Source organism: Porticoccus sp. W117, from assembly GCF_030341905.1.
GTDB lineage: Bacteria > Pseudomonadota > Gammaproteobacteria > Pseudomonadales > Porticoccaceae > SCSIO-12696.
Map to the genome: position 1 here is coordinate 30,219 of NZ_JATAAF010000020.1, position 18,078 is coordinate 48,296.

7 protein-coding genes are annotated in these 18,078 nt (G+C 47.4%); all 7 read right to left on the bottom strand.

Annotation, left to right across the window (positions count from 1 at the left end):
- Positions 1-11: 11 nt before the first annotated feature.
- Positions 12-6,443, bottom strand: coding sequence for a tetratricopeptide repeat protein (locus QSV34_RS12425; RefSeq protein WP_289155160.1), 6,432 nt, complete (start codon positions 6,441-6,443; stop codon positions 12-14).
- Positions 6,443-8,965 carry a VWA domain-containing protein gene (locus QSV34_RS12430; protein WP_289155162.1) on the bottom strand — a complete coding sequence of 841 codons (2,523 nt, stop codon included), beginning with the start codon at positions 8,963-8,965 and terminating at the stop codon, positions 6,443-6,445. The genes QSV34_RS12425 and QSV34_RS12430 overlap by 1 nt, the downstream gene beginning before the upstream one ends.
- A 50-nt stretch (positions 8,966-9,015) precedes the next feature.
- Positions 9,016-10,518, bottom strand: coding sequence for a hypothetical protein (locus QSV34_RS12435; RefSeq protein ID WP_289155164.1), 1,503 nt, complete (start codon positions 10,516-10,518; stop codon positions 9,016-9,018).
- An 11-nt stretch (positions 10,519-10,529) separates the two neighbouring features.
- Positions 10,530-12,146, bottom strand: coding sequence for a tetratricopeptide repeat protein (locus tag QSV34_RS12440; RefSeq protein ID WP_289155165.1), 1,617 nt, complete (start codon positions 12,144-12,146; stop codon positions 10,530-10,532).
- 159 nt (positions 12,147-12,305) lie between these two features.
- Positions 12,306-15,548 (bottom strand): TonB-dependent receptor, encoded by a 3,243-nt coding sequence (locus tag QSV34_RS12445; protein ID WP_289155167.1) that lies wholly within the window; start codon positions 15,546-15,548, stop codon positions 12,306-12,308.
- 312 nt (positions 15,549-15,860) lie between these two features.
- Entirely contained in the window at positions 15,861-16,904 is a 1,044-nt protein-coding gene (locus tag QSV34_RS12450) for a FecR family protein (RefSeq protein WP_289155169.1), read from the bottom strand.
- Entirely contained in the window at positions 16,897-17,448 is a 552-nt protein-coding gene (locus tag QSV34_RS12455) for an RNA polymerase sigma factor (protein ID WP_289155171.1), read from the bottom strand. The genes QSV34_RS12450 and QSV34_RS12455 overlap by 8 nt, the downstream gene beginning before the upstream one ends.
- Positions 17,449-18,078 lie beyond the last annotated feature (630 nt).

Here is an 18,078-nt window from a genome sequence, read left to right on the forward strand (position 1 = left end):
TTACCAGGGCATTAAATATCGCTCGTTCTCAAGTATTCCTCTGCCGCAATTGATACCCGCCTGGCAGTCGCAAACTGCTCTGATAATTCTGCGTCCCCTTCCCTGCCAGCAATTTCTGCCAGTGTTGCCAACAAAGCGTCACTTTGTGTTCTGGTCACTGCCTCTTTGCCAAGCTCCAGCGCCTTGGCATCCCCTTTTTGATTGGCAACTTGATCGATAAAACCAGCCATTAAGCCAGGGGGGAGCCGATTCTGTGAGAACAGTGACTCTTGAAGATTCAGTAAAAGCGGGATGCCTGTGTGAGCAGATAGTTCAAAGGCAACAGAAAGGCTTCTGCCAGAAACCGTCTTAAAACCGGCCAAAGAACTGGACAGGTTATTCATTGCCTGTCGGGCGCTGTTCATATCACCCGCAGCACGGAGTTGGTATGCAATAGCAGCCTGCAAAGCAATCAGGTTATCCTGATTGACAGAGCCGTCATCGCGGAGTGAATAAAGGTATTCGGCGGATTTTTTCAGCCACTCGATGTCACTTTTCTCACTCTGGGTTTTCACCGCAAAGGCAAAGCGCCCGTTGAGCAGAATATTGTCTGACACCGCACTCCTGGCTGAAGAGAGCTGGGAGTAAGCCAGGCCAAATACATTTAACCGGTAACGATTAGCGGCTCGTTGATCATTGGCAGACAGACCTGAAATTTCTGGTCTGGACGCATTATTTTTCTGCGCAAGAATACGGAGATACCCCAGCCCTCTCTCATGCTCTCCAAGCTGCGCACTGAGACCTGCCATTTGCAACAGCGACTCTGCTGACCAATACGCATCAGGTTCTCCATAGTTGTCCAGAATGCTTTTGAATGCAGCATTCGGAGTCTTCAAGCGAAAAAGCGCGTATTGGTGAAATTGACGATACGATGACTGCAAATATTCCTGGCTGTCTGATGGACTTATAGAGTCAAGCAGGTTTTTCATTAACGCTTGCTTTGTTTCTGCATCGGAAATCAACGAAATCTCATCAACCAGTTCCAACTTGGCGATAAAAATAGTTTCTGTTGAGGCCCTGACTTCCTTGATACCGGAAATCAATAGCCGATAAGCCTCTCTGGATCGATCCAGTTTTCCAGATTTGGCATAGATGCGCGCAATCTGTAGCAAGTGCAACTGATAGGGTCGACTGTAGCGAGTGATTTGCTCCTCCATTTTCTGAAGAAGCTCTAGTGATACTGAGCCTGTACTTCTTGCCCCAGCCAAAGCCAGCCAGATAGAAAAATCTTGATGACTTGCCTCTCCATTCATCAGTTTTTCACTGAAAAACTCAAGCTTGGCGTCAAGCTGATCGCTCAGTTCATAAGACTGCAATAGATATGCAAAGAGCGGCCGCAAATTATCTGTTTCTTTAACAGGAAAAGTACGTGCAAAATCTTCCAGTTGCTGTTCAGCAGAAGGTATCGAAAGAATGGCATTAGCCACTCTCATACCCTCTCCCTGTTTGTATTTCAGCAGATCAATTTTTCGTGGCTTCGTGGTAAACCGTAAAGTCACCCCATCCCATCGCTGACCAACAAATTCACTCCAGTTCTGGAATAGCTTTGTGGCAGGATGATTGAAGGCTGTTGTAGATCCTCTCATTTTCTGTCGGGCCATACTGAACAACTCAGCCAGATCAGCAGATGCGTTCTCTGTTTTCTCAGCGATGGCTCTTATACTGTTTCTGAAATCAGAATCCACCGGAAGAAAAGGCGACAAGCCGCTAGAATCCTTTATGCCCAACTTGTGGGATTGACTTGCAAGATTTTCATAAAAATCTGACATTCGCATATCGTTTGATACGCTACGGTTAAACGCCATGGCGCTAGCATAATTTTCCAGCTTGGCCAGTCCCTTAAAGACCATAGCTTGATAGAGGCTGTTTTCTGGGTTGATCTCATACAATTTTTGGGAAATACGCAGAGCATCTTGCAGAAGATGAGCGCCTGCATAAAGACCGTGAAGCTCTAGCAACTGAGCCTCACTTATATTTTCTGAGTCCAGAAGCTCTTCCAGGTAGGCTATTTGTTCTTTTTCGCTTCTAATTTCTGCTTTTTCATTCAGGAACGCATTACGCATGTTTGAAGATAAAGACTCACCATCAACTCTGGCGTTTACCTCTAAAAATTTGTCCCTCAAAACATCTTCATATGTGGGAAGAAGCTTATCTCCATAAAAGCTCAATATTTCTTTGACCACACCATCATTAATTGAGCTTCTATTGTTTGAGATACTAGCGATCAAGTCAGAAAATCCTGATACGGCACTCTTCGCATCATTACTTTTTAGATCGAGCAACGGAGAATAGTAATCAACACCATCTTTATACTTTGCTTGCCAGGCGCTTATTGCCACTTCCATAACGGCTCTACTCTTTACACCGTCAAGAAATCTCAACATAACCATGACTGGACTACGGTACTGAGCGATACCCTGAATATCTTGTCGCTGGATAAATTCAGTAACAATATCGCTGATATCTTGCATATAGCCTGAGTCAAAGTCTCTACCAAGAATCCCGAACCCAGCATTTGAGAAGAACAACCCATCCAAACGGTCATCTTTAGAATCGAGCCCATAACGTAATAATTTGACCATGTACTCGTCGGACAGCTGCTTCTTGACATAATCTGAGTAGAGCAGAGAAATCAGCCAGAACTGCTGTTGTTGAGAGCCAATACTGTCAAATATTTCTTTATCGCTAAACAGGCGCTGGCCAATCATTTCCTCCGCTTTGATAAAAACGAGACCCGCGTCTGCAAGGATATAGTCAAACTTCTTTTGGGCACGAATGTGACGGAATGCTTCTCTGATAAAGTTTCGTTTCCGCTCTTCGGAAAGGTCTTTCTGGTTCAAAACCCACTGCATGGCTGTTTGTAGCTGCCCTGTCATATTCAACCACTGGGAAGCAACATCAAAAGCCTGATTCTGGTTGCCTGCCATGAGTGCAAGCTGAGCAGCTCTACGAAAATCTTTGTCATACAGTGCCGCGTTGATCGCAGAATTCGTCTGCATGACGTCGTCAATGTTTTTGGTAGACGTTTTCGACAACAACAGCTGCTGATCAGCTTCTGGAAGAAGATTTGCTATGGCTACAAGAGATGCTGCGGATTCTTTTAGCCCCGCAGCCATTCGTTGATCAATGATTTCAACTGCCATCTCACGATCGGAGCTGAACACCTCCAACAGCTTCGCATCCAGCTTATCTGTGCTTTCTGTCATGCCAGTTGCTACTGCCATATAGCGAGCAGCACCGGCCAAGTGATATAAGCGAGGGAAAGTTCTCAATGAAGGCTCTGGTGACAGGCCTTCATGTATGACTCGGTTCAACTCTTCCTCAGCCAGTACGGAAAACCTTTCGACAGTGTGCTGTTGGTATTCAACACCTTCCAGCAAAAATGTAGCCACAAGACCAAACAGCAACTCCGCCTTATTCTTTTGAAATTCAGCCGCTACCGTTCCATTTATTTGCTGTCCACTAGCACTTCGATTACCACTAGCTGTTTCGGCTTTGACATCTTGACGGCGCAGAAGCTTTTCAAGCCCATTCGCATATAGGTTGTGAGCATCTCTTGTCTGCCCTTTTCGCTCCCGCAGGTTGGCCAGTTTCAAGATAATCGACAGGTTATCCCCATCGCTCAGCAGGGCCTTTTCGAAACGTTCAATGGCAAGCAGGGTATATCCGGCTTCGTCAAATTTTTCAGCCGCCTGCTGTTGAATGCTCGCACGGCCAGTGATATCCAGTGCCATATCAAACGCTTTGGCTGCGCTGGTTGGGTCGCCTTTCGACAGCAACTCTTCGGCAAGATTGATATATACATCCGGTGGTAGCTCTTCATTCAGTGCAATCAAACGGCGGCTGTAGGCCAAATTGCGGATGGGATCCCGGTATCCCGCACTGCCAAAAAAGCTCTGGTTTTCTGATGTCAGATTGATAAGTTGGCGTAGTATGGCGCTCAGGCGGTCACCGGATTGGGGCAGCGAATTCTCAATTGCCACGATCTGCCCAAGGCTGTCACCACGCTCTTCTGTCAGATCGCTCAAAATCTGGTAGAGGTAGTACTTGTCACCTTGCTCGGCCAGCCTGGCCAAGATGGCTCGTTGAGCCCACATCAAACGATCAAGAGATCGCTGATCAGGAGACTGGCCGATGCGTTGCGCACCTACCATATTGACAATTCCGTCAATCGCCACCAGGAAAGTATCGTCATTATCCGCTGTTTCAGCCAGGTACTGAAACATGGCAACCGCTTCCGGTGCACGCCCTTCCTTTTTTAATATATCTGCCAGTAACAGGTAGTTATCACCCCGTTGAGGTGACTCGGCGATAGCGCGCCGATAAGCAGTAATGGCTTCTTCGATAAACCCGGTCATGATGAGTATTCCGGCTTCGAACTCACCACCAATCGCTTCTTTGTTTGCTTCTCTCAGCTCGTCCAATAACGGCAAGAGATCGCTGAGTTCTTCTACTTCATTTTCTTCAATTCGGTTAAAAAGCAATCCGCTCAGATAATCCGCTTTGTTGTCTGGGTCAATCTCTATCAATTGCATAGCGGTATGTTCGTATCCCGCTGTATCTTCCAACTGCTGAAAGACCTTGGCTTGCTGGCGCAGGCGCTCTACTTCATTACCACCGCTCTGATCGAAATATTCGCCAATAATTTCAACGGCCGAAATGGCATCGGATACCTTGGTATAAATGCGCACCAGAAAAGCACTTTCAGGCCCAGATGCCTGGCCATCAGCAAGTTTCTCTTCCAGATCAACCACAATGTCTGCCAACACACCCATCTGTGCAGCGAGGGTGATAATTTTGTCTTCAATCAGTACTCGGCGCGATGTTGATTTTGTCTCATGCCACATGGACCACCAGATATCCAATGCAGCCTCAGCATTTCCAGTCTTATCACTCAACCAGGCGCGCCTGACATTCTGATCGTAACTGAGCCCGCCAGCGGCTTTATCCAGAGCATTCCAAACAGCGATTGCCTCATCCAACATGGATACCCTTTCATAGGCATTGGCCAAGTCAGCCCGACCTGGATCTGCAGGAGACAGCGCCCCATCAAGACGCCCCAACGTCTTTTTCAACTTTTCTGTGTCGCCTGTTTTTTGAAAACGATCAAACATAAAGAGCAGCGCAGCTACAGAATCTCCATTACGGGCCATATGCTTATCAAGCGCTTCAATGGCGAGGTTTTCAAATCCCATGGCTGTCATCTGCTCGGCGCCAGCAAGCAACGCAGCCATGTCGCTTTGGTTGCGAGTAATAAATTCGTTCCAGATACCGGTTGCGGCTTTCCGATCACCAAGTGTCACGTAATATTCGGCCAGCCCCTTTGGCCAGTAACTGGAATCCGGCTGTTCAGTGATAAGACGGCTGTACTCTGAAACCAGCGCCTGGTTATTACCGGTATATTGATACATCCGAATAAGCTGCGATTGCTGTGCAGGGGACAACTCAGAACGGTCTTCTTGCCGCTGCAGCAAGGCAATAGCGTCATCGATTCGCTCACTTTCGGTTAGCAAATCGACCAATACCTGGTGCCCTTCTGAACCCAGCGAAGGTATCGCCACCAGGCGCTCAATCAGCTTGTCGAGAGTGCCTTCGGTGCGATGTACTTCAGCCAGCATACTGAAGGCGTACAACCGATCGCGGGATAAAGGCGCCGCTAAAGCGGCTTCCAGCGCCATGTTCTTTGCAAGTTCATTATTTCCTGCTTGCATAGCCCATCCCGCCAGACGGGTGCGTTGTTGAAACAGCTCACGAGGTTTTTCAGCAGACACCTTATAAAGTTCAATGGCCTTTTCGGGCTGACCAAGTACCGCCAAAGCCACTGCAGTACGGTTGCGAAACTCCTGGCCCCTCTGCAAGGCAAGATCAATCAAGGCGCTGGCGTTTTCATTGTCTGTTTGCAGCATCGCCATGCGCAGGCGCAGCTTTTCTTTGGCCTCAATGTCTTTTGTAAGAACGATAGCGCGCTCATAAATGGAAAAGGCTTTTTCAAACTGGCTGCCTGCCTCCAGTAATCTGGCCTGCAACAACAACGCCTCAACGCTCCCGGGGGTAATAACCAACGCACTGTCAACAGAGACAGTTGCAGCTTCAAGATCGCCGTGGCGCCACAGCAGCTGACTTTCAATTAAACGCGCCTGTACCCGCTGCTGACCAGGAAGCCGTGTATTACTTGCCACGGCCGCAAGTTCAGCTCGAACTGATTTCAAATGGCCATCAGAAAGCATCGCTTTCGCATAGAGCTCATCCACAACACTCTGCAGTTCAGCTTCGTTGCTTACAATTATTTGTTGTGCAGTATCTGAGACTTCAGCGCTAACAACAGCAGTGCTAACAACATCGCCGCTGCTGGAAACAGGCAGTATGGCGACACAACAAAAAAGTGATAATCTGACTATTCGCATCAGGTATTTTTCGCTCGTTTAAAAACTTCAGAAATTCCCCGGCGATACAAAATGTCGCCAAAGTAAAAAAGTAGTGCCAAGGACAAAATATAGGGCCATAAGCCAACAATAGACACGGACGAGTTGTCGCCCTCTACCGAAAACTCGACAGCTGCAGAGGTATCATCAGTCAGTACACTGCCACCGGTTTTCGCGGCCAGAGCTTCTAGATCGAGTTTGTCTGCAGGGCTCAATTGCGTTTCGGGTGCTCGCCAAGCTGACAAAGAAGCAACCAGGTGAGTCTGCCTGCCCGCCTTTCCAGCCACTCCGGCCCGAATGGGTATATCTTCAGCCAATGCAGGGGCCAACAGCGCTTCAAAATGCCCTGGTGCCCGCTCTTTAAACTCAAGCTCCAGGTCGCTATCTAATCGCGTGGCAGTGGGTCGAAGGTTTTCATTACTGCCCATACGCCTGGCGACGACATAAAAGCCCTGAGATTTGCGTTCAACGCTGTATGTGAAAGGTATGTAATCAGACGCAGTACGATTGATCAGGCGTGCCATTAGCACTCCGTACCCACTCCATTCACGCCAGGCACTGGTTCCACTACCGAACGGCTCGGTACTCATGGCTGTGACTCGACCAAGCCCGTAACGCCAGGTAGATAGAATGGGTTTAGATTGACCTTTCAGGGCAAGCAGTACTTCTGATCCGGAACGAATGCTGGTTTCCACATAACCAGACAGATCTGGCAGGTCAGCATCTTCCAGATCGCCCCACCAGCCAGAGCCTCCCAATCCTTCAACTGGAAAAGTACCGGAACGGTACATGGGCAGCTCTGTCTCTGACGTCTGCTTTAACACCATTTCTACAAGGCTGAAGCGATCCCCCACAGGGTAAAAACGCCCATTGCCCCAACTGGCCAGGTTAAACATGATGTCGTTGTGAGTACTGTCCCCCACCAGCACGGTAGATACACTGACTCTCTCGGACGCGACCTCGCGCAGTAACGATTCATAGTCAGCATCTTCAACACCGGCATCGGTAATAACCAGAATATGCTTGTACTGGGTATTCGCATTTTTGACGCCGTAATAGGCTTCTTCGATCGCCGGATACAGTATGGTGCCGCCAATTGCCTGCATGCGCCCGATGGTGCGTTCTATCTCAATCTTATTGGTAGCGGGCTGCATCGGCAGTGCCCACTGTTTGGCGCCATAGAACTCCACCACACCAACCCGGTCATGAGATTGCAAACGGCGTATGGCCAAGCGGGCAATCTGTTTGGCCAGATCCATTCGAAAACCAGCCATGGAACCAGAGGTATCAATAACGACAGCTATTGCCACACTCGGATCTTTCTTTTCATTGCCAGCAGAGAAGCTAACCGGCAGCGTAGTACTGACTGGTGATTGCTCGTAACCCCCTTCTCCATAAGCTGCTCGACCTCCCGAATAAAGAAGCCCCAGTCCTCGTTCATGTACTGCGTTAACTAACTTGTCCTGGATAGAAGCAGGCATCTTGCTTGCCGGCCGGTCATCGAGAAAAACCAGATCATAGGATTCAAGATCCGTTTCACCATCGATTGGCATGCCACTACCATCGATAACATCGAAGCCCGCGCCGATCATATCGTTGAGGCGACTCGCCGCATTTATCTGTCGATCGCCGAGGTAGAGCACTCGCAAAGGCGGCTGAATAGCAAAGAGTCGAGTCATGGAATTATTGGAATCGACTCGGTCTTTAGCCGAGTTTTCGCTGCTGACAAGTGTCGCAGTTACCTTAAAAAATTCCGTTTCAGGAACATCAAATGGCACTACGACCTGTGCTTGTCCATCGCTGCTGAACTGCTCAGAAATTGCCAACTGCCCATCAGGGCCGTCCAGACGAACCCGGAATCCTTCGCCTGTTCCAACAACATTAATTATCCCAAGTGCCGTTTGTCCCGCCTTTAATATCGGCTTATCCAAATTAAAACCACTGATGTAAAAGTCATCGCCGGGAAGCCCAAGATCAAAGGTATTCACATGAACGTTGCGACTGGTCAGGGATTGCACTGCAGGCCCCCAATCGTGCTCCGTAGACAGGCCATCGGTAATCAAAGTAATAAGACCAGGCATACCTGTTGGCACCTGCTGAGCAGCTATTTCCAGCACTGCCCCAAGTGAAGACGCACGCTCTTCTACAATCTGGATATCAGCCGACAGGGCTTCATCTTCCGAAACAGCACCACCTAACTGTATAAAAGAGACGTTTTCCTGTTGCGCAAACTGATGAGAAACCTGTGATCGCAATTCTTTAAACGCTTCAATCGCCAGTTTTTTCTGATCAGGCGACAGGCTTTCGCTTTGATCCACAACAAACACACGGTAGGTGTCCGTGTCAGAGGACAACATCACTGGCCTTGCCAGAGCCACGATGAGAAAAGCCATAAAGCAGGTACGAAATACCGCGTGCACAACATTATCAGCCCGCTTGGGGTACACCCATACAACAGGAGCTAGCAGCAACAAAGCCAGAAAAACTGGATACAGAAAAGTCACATTCATTTCATTAAAATCTATACAAATTCATTCAAACAAAGCGCCAGGCATCAATCGTTTTGTTCAGCGTTATCTTGCTCTCTGAGGGACATAAAATAGGCTTTCAGCAAATTCTTGATCTCTGCCGTTGGTTGGTGCTGCAACATATCGCCCACAGAGCTACTTCTTGACTGCCGAGCTTGAGAGACAACCTCAGGCATCGATTTAGTCTTCGGAGAAACTTTTTCCTGCATGGTCTTGGAAAACCCTGGACTTCGCACGCCGTTAACACGATCTGGCAAAGGCACTCCCAGGATCATCGAGGGCACACCACGAGTTTTTTTAAGTCCGCTCTTTCCTCCCCGGCCATTACTGCCCTCATCTGTCTTTCCAGAAGGTGCGCTAAACCCCAGGCTTCTACTGGTAGGCGGCTTTCGCAGGTGCCGGTTCGGTTTGGCCGATGCAAATGCTTCCTGCAGTTCATTTTCCTCTTCGTTTTCTTGTTGACTGTTCTGTTGGCTCTCCGGGGAATCAGATTGACTTGTTTGTTCATCAACGCCAGGCATATCCATATTTCTTCCCGCAGATGACGACATGGCACCTCCCAGGGAAGCGCCCTTCTCTGCGCTCTTCATACTTGAGTTGCTTGGGTTTGACTTCGCGGCACTGGCTAATTGTTTGCCAGGTGAATCAGGCGAGCTTTTTGGCTCCCCTGATGCAACAGGAGATCCTTCAGAACTTCCCCCTGCTCCTGCACTACTGTTATTAGGCAGGGCACTTTTCATTGTTCCCGATGAGTTGGTACTCTCAAATTGCTCTTGAGGAATCTGAGCAATAGGCAATTCAGAATCAGATGCCTGCGTAATGCCTGCTTCCGAATTTAAATTCTCAGAGCCTGGGTCAGCATTGTCGCTCTGATGATGCTCCGAGTCAGGGTTACTCAGAGTTGACGAGGACAAAGAAATATCAGTTGGGTCAATAGCGTCTGATTTCCACGACAAATCACCCAAGTGGTCTATAGACGCAGAAACCAGGATCAATAACAGGCTGGCCGGTATATACAGAAAGGCTTTTGGCCTGACAGGGTTGATACTACTTTTGATTTTTCGAATTTCGGAGCTAACAGCTAACTTGGCGAATTCTGTGGCATCTTCAATGGCTGCCGAGTAAAAGTATCCTCTATTGTTGTCAGCCAAAAACTGATCAGCAGTTGTCAGCCGGTCTTTCAAGCTCAATTGTTGATCATAAAGAGACAGGGCTATCTGGCGTGGAGTTTTCATTTTCACTGCCACCAAAAGAAGATACGCAATGAAATAGGTCAGTGCAGCACCTACCGAAAGAGCAATCACCCAGCCAATATTCAGGGACCAACTTTTAGAATCAAGAAAAAGTAGCTGGCCAATTAATATCATTGCAGGAGCAATCATAAGCAGCGGCAACGCACGCTCAACAGCCCTGTTAGCTGATTGATACAACATCCAGCCTCTAAGGGCTTTCCCAGCCTGCTCTACTACATCATCAAGATAGGATTTTGTCCGCGCACGCGCTGAGTCAGTCTCACTCTTTTCAACCATTTTCAGCACCCTCATAAGTCGTTGAGCAGCGGATCATCTTCACCCAGCTCAGTCTCAAGCCGAATTAACCCAAAATAGGCAGCAGCAACATCTTTCTCATTCATGACCGAATCGACAATCCTGTTTTCAAGGTTATAGGTGTGAAGATCCAAAGCACGGCGATAACGTGAGTAGGCACGCCTTATGCGACCCTTCTTCTCGTAAACCAGGCCTAGATTAAGATTAATTTCAGGATTGCGGCTCATGCCGAATGCTGCCGACAAAAAGTGACGCCAGGCCCCTTGAACATCGTCATTCTGCAATCGGGTTTCGCCTAACAAATTGTGAAGGCGGTACAGGTTACCGGGATCACCATCTTGCCTGACTACAGAAAGACCCATTTCACCGATAGCGAGAGCGAGTCGGTAATCGTCTGCCCGCTCATTTCTCATACGTTCGACCAGATCCATCATGTACTTGCCACGGCCTTTTTCCGGAGCGGTATCGCGAACCCATTTGGCCGCTTCAACCATTTCAGCCTCACCAGCCTGGTTAGATATGCGCCATTCCAACAACATCTGTGAGGCTTCTTCAGCGTGCTGGTTATCAGAATGCTTTTCTAGAAATTCGACAATTTGACCTGGAGACTTGGCAGCTTCTGCCCGGTAGAACTTTTGATCTTCCAGTATTTTTGATGATTCTGGGGAAATGACCTTAGTAAGGCCTAAACGATAGTTTTTATAATCAATAACGACACGGAAGTTTTTTATAAAGCTGACTCCCAGCTTCAACATTTGTAAACTTCTCTCCGCCTTCACCTCATCAGCGAAACCACTTTTTTCGCTTTCGAAGTTGTCTATAGAGATATGCGCCTTACGTATTGCCGCATAATCAACAACATTAACTATCTTTTCTCCATACTTTTTTGCTTCTTCAAGATAGACTGATTCAGGGACATTAACGCTGCCATTGACTGCAATGGTCGTACTGTAATCTCCAGCCAACTTAAACATTCCCGTTTGATTGTTGTTTTTATACGGAAAAGATAAGACTCCATTCTTGTCTTTGTTTCCTACGAATATAGTATCCCCTAAAAATTCAGTATCTTTACCAATAGATTCCGGAGAATAGAGCTTTATACTCCCTTCATTGATGTTTATTTCCAGCAAATAATTGTCCAGAAACTTTCTGCCCAGCGAGCCGGCCAAAATAACATCAGCCAATTCAGCACTGAACAGCTCCGAGGCTCGACGCAAGGCATCATCATCTGGAAATACGCCAACATCATTAACACTTATCGGTGCACGACCTCCGTTGACGGCAACCAAATTGACTTCGCTTTCACCTCTCTGAAGACCCATAAATTGGATAACTTGAGGGTGAACAGAGAGAGCATGGTCTTTATCTGGCTCAATAAAGAAACTTAAGAACTGTGAGTGAGATCGACTGACCAGTTCAAGAGCCACAACCATCTTTCCGTCAATGATTTTAAGCTCTGCATCAATAATGGCTGTTTTAGATTTCTGAACATTGGTCTCTGCTGATAGAGTTATCGGCATCAAAGACAGCACAAACACCAGGAATAAAAACATCCCACCTAAGCACATAGGTTTAGAGTTACTATCGCTCCTGGCCATAAAATCAAACATATTCTTCTTTCATGAAAAAATGTGGGCACCCTGAATGGTGTTCAGGAATGCCCAGCTATTTATCTGTTATTTGAATGAGTTAGTAGCCAATCAACTATCGAATTTAGTCAACTATTAGCCTCTATTCGGATAGCTGATCAGCTATTAACAAGACGGCTTTTAAAAACTTTTTCTAAAAGTCAGGGTATAGCGACGCAAACGAACATCACCAAAAGCACTAAAATCACCAGCACTTGGCGAGGTTGATGGCCGAATAGCCGGCACCTTGTCAAAAACATTTTGAATACCAAAGCGAACCTCCATACCATCAAACAGGCCGCCCGCAACGTCTTCCAATCCTACGAACCGGTATACCGCATTCAGGTCGTGGTATACCTCCGAATTTATGGTGTCTGTGCCATGCAAGCGCACCTGAGTATCAATTCCAAAATCAGAAGTTCCGCTGCTATACACAAAGTAATCATCGTAATACTGGAAATTCCAACCTAATGACCAATCTCTGAGGGGGCTGTCCCAGGTTACGCCACCGTTACCTCTCCACTCCAAAGCTCCGCGATCAAAACCAACGGAATCCAGCGTTTCATCTTCTGGTGCAATTTGTGATTCAAGATGGGCAACATAGGTGGCTGCGAGATAGACTCGAAAATCACCAAAGTTTTCAGTATTAATATCTTGATCCAGGCGAATATCTACCGACTCAGATGAAGATTCAGCAAGGTTAATAGCTGAGCGATCCACAGAAAGAATCTGCCCTCCCGTAAATCCAGCGGCTATATCTTCAGGTGTTAACTCCGCGCGCACTACTCGTCCCGGGAAGCTGTCTTCCAGCTCCAGAAGCTGAGCACCGGTGATTCCACGAACTTCATTGGTTTTATCAATCAGTGTGTAATCCACTGACAGCCTGAAGTTAGGCAAGAACTCAGGTGTAAGAATAATCCCCGCAGACCAGCTATCCGATTCTTCAGCAACAAGATCGGGGTTCCCCGCTGAACGTACTGGAATGAAAGCACTGGAAAACTGACCTCCCCTTTTGGGATCAAATCCACCAAAGAAACCACTGGGGGTTTCTATAGGAAATATTTGGCTAACCGAGGGGGGCAGAAAACCAGTTCCGTAGCTTGCGCGCAGGAGAATATTATTATTGATTACGTATCGAATACCTGCCGTAAAGTCCGTTGATGAAAATTCATTTGTTACTGTATCTACCGGATCAACGACATCATTTCGAGAATCAACCTGTATGGAGTCAAATGCGGAAGGCGATTCAGTTTCATAGGAGTCATAGCGAGCCGAGAGTTGAAAGTCCAGCTCTTGAACACCTGGAATGCTGTTCTTACTGGAAATCAACGGAAACAGTGCTTCCAAGTAGACACTGTCTGTCGATTGGCCACGCTCTGGGGTAAATCTTGTGGAAAGCTCTCCAGGAGGAAGTGAGGTAAAATTAATGGAATCAGTAAATGACCCCTCCATTGTTTCATCCCGAGTTTCAATCAACGCTGAAACATTGATAGCACCAGCGGGCAGATCCCACGCTGGGCCAGATACCCTCACAGCCGCATTCTTTAATGTGGTATCTCTAGGCCCAATGAACGAGTTTGGAGACAAATACGCAAACTGCGAAAGATCCAGAGGAAAAGCGGTGGTATCTCTGAACACATCCAAGGAACCATCTCTAACAGCAGCTGTGACCTGGCCCAGGTTGAAACCGACAAAGGTTCCGATAGATTCAGTAGATGCACGGCTCCAATTGTAATCAGCCGTCAGATGCCAATCATTTGGTAGATTGATTGTCGTTCCACCGACAAGTTGTAAGCTATCGTTAGTCGCTTCACTATCAAATACCGGCCCAATTGCTGGGTAGCTGACGGCTACAGTTTGTTGAAATGGATTACCCGGACTACCAGCGAAAATTAGCTGAGTAGTCGGTACAGCAAAGTTTCGATCCTGTCCTTCATTGCTATTAAAAGTAGCATCTAAAAACACCTCAATGTCAGGCGTAAACTCACGACGCACCGACAATGAAATACTCTCGGTTTTTGGGGACTGAACTAAAGGTCTGCCCAACCCTTCAAAATCCTGAGAAGGTTGTGTATTAAATTGGCCAGCATTATCTATCAGACCCTGCCCACCATCAGACCCTACCCCTTCGTAGCCAAAGGGCACAAATGTCATAGTGCTACCTAATGGAGTTCCATCAAGTAGAGTTAAATCCCCTGCCAAGGAGCGAATATTCGTTGTTGCGCCTTGAAAGGGAAAAAAGCTACCAAATACTGCGTCAGGGTCATTTTCCAGTGCCAATGCAAAGCTTTGTTCCGCAAATGGGCGGTCCCCTCTAAGAAGTTCATTAGATTCAGACATACTGGCAGATATCAATACGTTGGTTTTTCCATCTTCCAAGGAAAAACCGTAACTTCCACCAATTCTCTGATCACCCAAGTTGCCTTGAAAGGTGTCGTTGTATTCGACCTGGATTTCGCCACCCACATAGTCTCTGCGAGTAATGATGTTGATTACACCGCCTGTAGCTCCACCTCCATAGATACCGGAAGCTGTTGAAGGCAATATCTCAATGCGCTCGATTGAACTCAGTGGAATCCCGTTGACATCTGCTTGCTGAAACTCTGAGCCAAAGTTGATACGAGGAGCTCGACGACCATTGACAAGTATCAAAGTCTGATCAGCACCAAGGCCTCGAAGATTAATTTCACTGGCGTTACCAATTGGAGTACCCAGGTCACCGAATGAGGTAAACTGCTGGCGCGAGCCCTGAGATGTGTTTTGCGTCAGGCGAGTACGGAAAAAATCTTCCAGATTTGAGGCCATCGAAGACTGGATATCTTCAGCTGTAAAAATGGTGTATGGCTGGGCATCATCGTCAAAGCGGCGCACGCCCACATTACGGGTACCCGTCACTACAATTTCGGTTAGACCACGCCTTTCTTTGGCGCTTTCTTCTTCTTTTTTGTAAACCTCTTTATCGCGCAAGGCATTTATATTATTGATGTTTTTATCGTCGCCCTTTGATGATTCGTTACTTTCGGCGCCAGAAGTTGATTTTGACTCTTCTTCAAGAGTCGCGGCATAGGATTTGCCAACTACGAGGGTTCCATCCTTAATAAAGCGATACTCGATACCAGCCTCACTGAGCAATAGTTCAATCGCTTGTTCTTTTGTGTAAACCCCCTCAAAGCCCTTTGTGGATTTACCTTTAAGCTCTGAGCTTGCAAACAAAACCTCTGCACCGCTCTGCAGCCCATAATCGTTCAGTGCTGTAGCCAGGTTTTGCGCTTCAATATCAAATTCAATTTTTTTTGAATCTTGAGCAAATACCGACCCGTGGTACAAAGTAGCCGCTGCACAACTGGCAGCAATCACTGCTTTGGCTAGTTTGGTTTTCTTCATCTTTTCCCACCCCATCTAGTTTTTTAGTTTACATGTGCTGTAAAAAGCACTCGACTGGTCTCAAAGAGATTCGTCACAGTTACTAAGACGTAAGCTGAAGAAAATCCTTCGCATAAATGTAAAACTTTTTTTAAAAGCATAGGTGAGAATGAATCACCAGGGACGGCAAACGCAGAAAAACTGTGAGAATACAGGACAAGAACCGCCTGAGTGACAGGCAGACTTACAATCGAGAATTGCAGCTAGAGGCAGATAGTCTCAGCTATTGAATAGACAAATTAATGCGAAAGTAGGCGTGACAGGGAATTTGATTTACTCACGCCAAACAAGAGTGGATTCATTAGAGCCAGATCGACTGATTGTGACTGGATGCAGAACCTCTAGCGCATTGACAAAGGTTGACGTTCTGCCCGCACTGAACACGCCACTAACCTTGATTGCTCTAAGGCGCTGATCATCACCGAGTACCAGCTTCTGCGTGCTGTAGCGGTTTATCTCTTCAATGGCTTCAACAAGCCCTTTTTCATTAAAAACCAACCTTCCGGTGCGCCAGCTGGTTTCTACATCAGTATCGGTGGTTTCAACTTCAGGAATTTTGCCTAATTCAGCAACCAAGCGTTCGCCAGCCTTTAAACGAACCTTTCTTGCCGCAGGGATTTCGGGCTGCAGAGACACTGGAGGTATATCACCAACTTCTACACTGCCTTCTACCAGAGTAACCTGAACCAGGTTTTCATCACGAATTCGTACATCAAAAACAGTTCCCAGCGCCAACACTTCTTTGCCACTGGCGATCACGGAAAATGGACGGCTGAAATCCTTAGCCACATCGAAGTATCCCTGCCCACGGATAAGGTTTATCCTGCGCTTCTGCTCGGAATAGTCGATTTCTATACGAGAGTCGGTGTTCAAAGTGACTACCGAGCCATCAGAAAGGGTCACGGCAGAACGCTCGCCCACTACTGTTTCGTAAGCCTCAATAGAAGCGACCACAGGCTCACCTGGCAGCTCACCTCCAATAAATGTTGATGCATTCCAAACACTTACTGCCGCAACCAGCGAGGCTGCTACTGCAGCTATTCGAACGTTTTTTCTACGCCACCAGCTGAGCTGCGTATCCGTGCGAGCCTGTTTAAGCATATCTTGTATTGCTGCATCGCCAGACAGGCGATCCGCCATACTGTTATGCAGTTGCATGAGATTGAAAGCCCGCTCATTGGCTGGGCTCTTCGCTTTCCAGGCTTCAAACTCAAGACGGTCTGTAGGCGTGCAATCATCAGACGACAAGCGCACTAGCCAATATGCAGCTATATCGTTGACGCTATCTTCGAGCTCTTTTCGATACCCGTCACTCATTTCGCTCACCGAATACCTGACTGATCTTTTTAGCCGCCTTCATCAAATGCCTGTCAACTGCACTCTCTGAGATACCCATTCGTTTCCCGACGTCCTTCCTTTTCATGCCATCTACTCGGCACAGCAAATAGATTTGGCGAGTCTCTACAGCTAACTCATCCAAAGCACGAAGCAGGCAATTAAGTTCATCCCTACTTCCTAAGACGTTCTCCGGCGAGAAAACTTCGGGGGAATGAACAGAATCTTCGTATTCCACATGAAATTTGTCGCCGCGGGACTCTTTTTTGCGCAACACATCAACCCAGACATTAGATGCAGTTCGCATCAGATAGGCTTCTGGATTGTCAATTTCGCCCTTCCTCGAACTGGCAGCAAGCCTTGTGAACACGTCTTGGGCCAGATCCTCTGCCTGTTCCGGAGACGCACCACGCCGCTGGAAGTACCGCTTCAGAGCGTTACCATAATCACGGGCATACTGCTCCAAAGGTTCTACAGCCTTAGACATATCGGTTTGACCGTCTATTAATCTGCGCTTGTCCTGCATACATTCTGTACTAACTGCGGGGTTACTGCTCATGAAGGGGGAAAGACTATATGCCAAAGTATTAACAACGGCAATATAAGTAAATAGCAGTAGATACCTGCGAAATCAGTTTATATAGATTTTCAATATCCCTGAAACTGGTCTTTAACAACCAATAACAGGGAAGGAAAATTCCCTGTTATAAAACAGATAAATTTTAGGAAAAGCCGCACTATCAGTGGCATTCAGGGGGTTAAGCGCTCTAATAATTATCAAAATCCAATTATTTCCCTGTAAATCGATAATTTACAGGGAAAAATACCCTGATATGGCCTGGAGACTAGCTAGCTGCTGACTGCCAGCACCGCCACACGTAAAAGCCCCCCCCAAACGGGTGGCCTTTTTAGTCTGGCGGAGGGATGGTTGTGATTCGAGCCCTCCGGTTCACAAAATGGCAGGACAGCCATTTTGGGCGTCGCAGCGTAGCGAAGACGGCCCGCAGGGCCGAGGGCCATGGATGGCTCTGACCTTTCCCCCGCAATTAGCACCATGACCCCGGTGAGATTTCCAGTTAACCTACCGGGATGGAGAACTCACAATGAAGAAACGTTTTACCGAAGAACAAATCATCCGCGCCATCAAAGAGCATGA

Coding starts and splice junctions, on each gene's coding strand:
- QSV34_RS12450 (WP_289155169.1), bottom strand. CDS start 16,904: ATGAGTGACGGGTATCGAAAAGAGCTCGAAGATAGCGTCAACGATATA.
- QSV34_RS12425 (WP_289155160.1), bottom strand. CDS start 6,443: ATGCGAATAGTCAGATTATCACTTTTTTGTTGTGTCGCCATACTGCCT.
- QSV34_RS12455 (WP_289155171.1), bottom strand. CDS start 17,448: ATGCAGGACAAGCGCAGATTAATAGACGGTCAAACCGATATGTCTAAG.
- QSV34_RS12445 (WP_289155167.1), bottom strand. CDS start 15,548: ATGAAGAAAACCAAACTAGCCAAAGCAGTGATTGCTGCCAGTTGTGCA.
- QSV34_RS12440 (WP_289155165.1), bottom strand. CDS start 12,146: ATGTTTGATTTTATGGCCAGGAGCGATAGTAACTCTAAACCTATGTGC.
- QSV34_RS12435 (WP_289155164.1), bottom strand. CDS start 10,518: ATGGTTGAAAAGAGTGAGACTGACTCAGCGCGTGCGCGGACAAAATCC.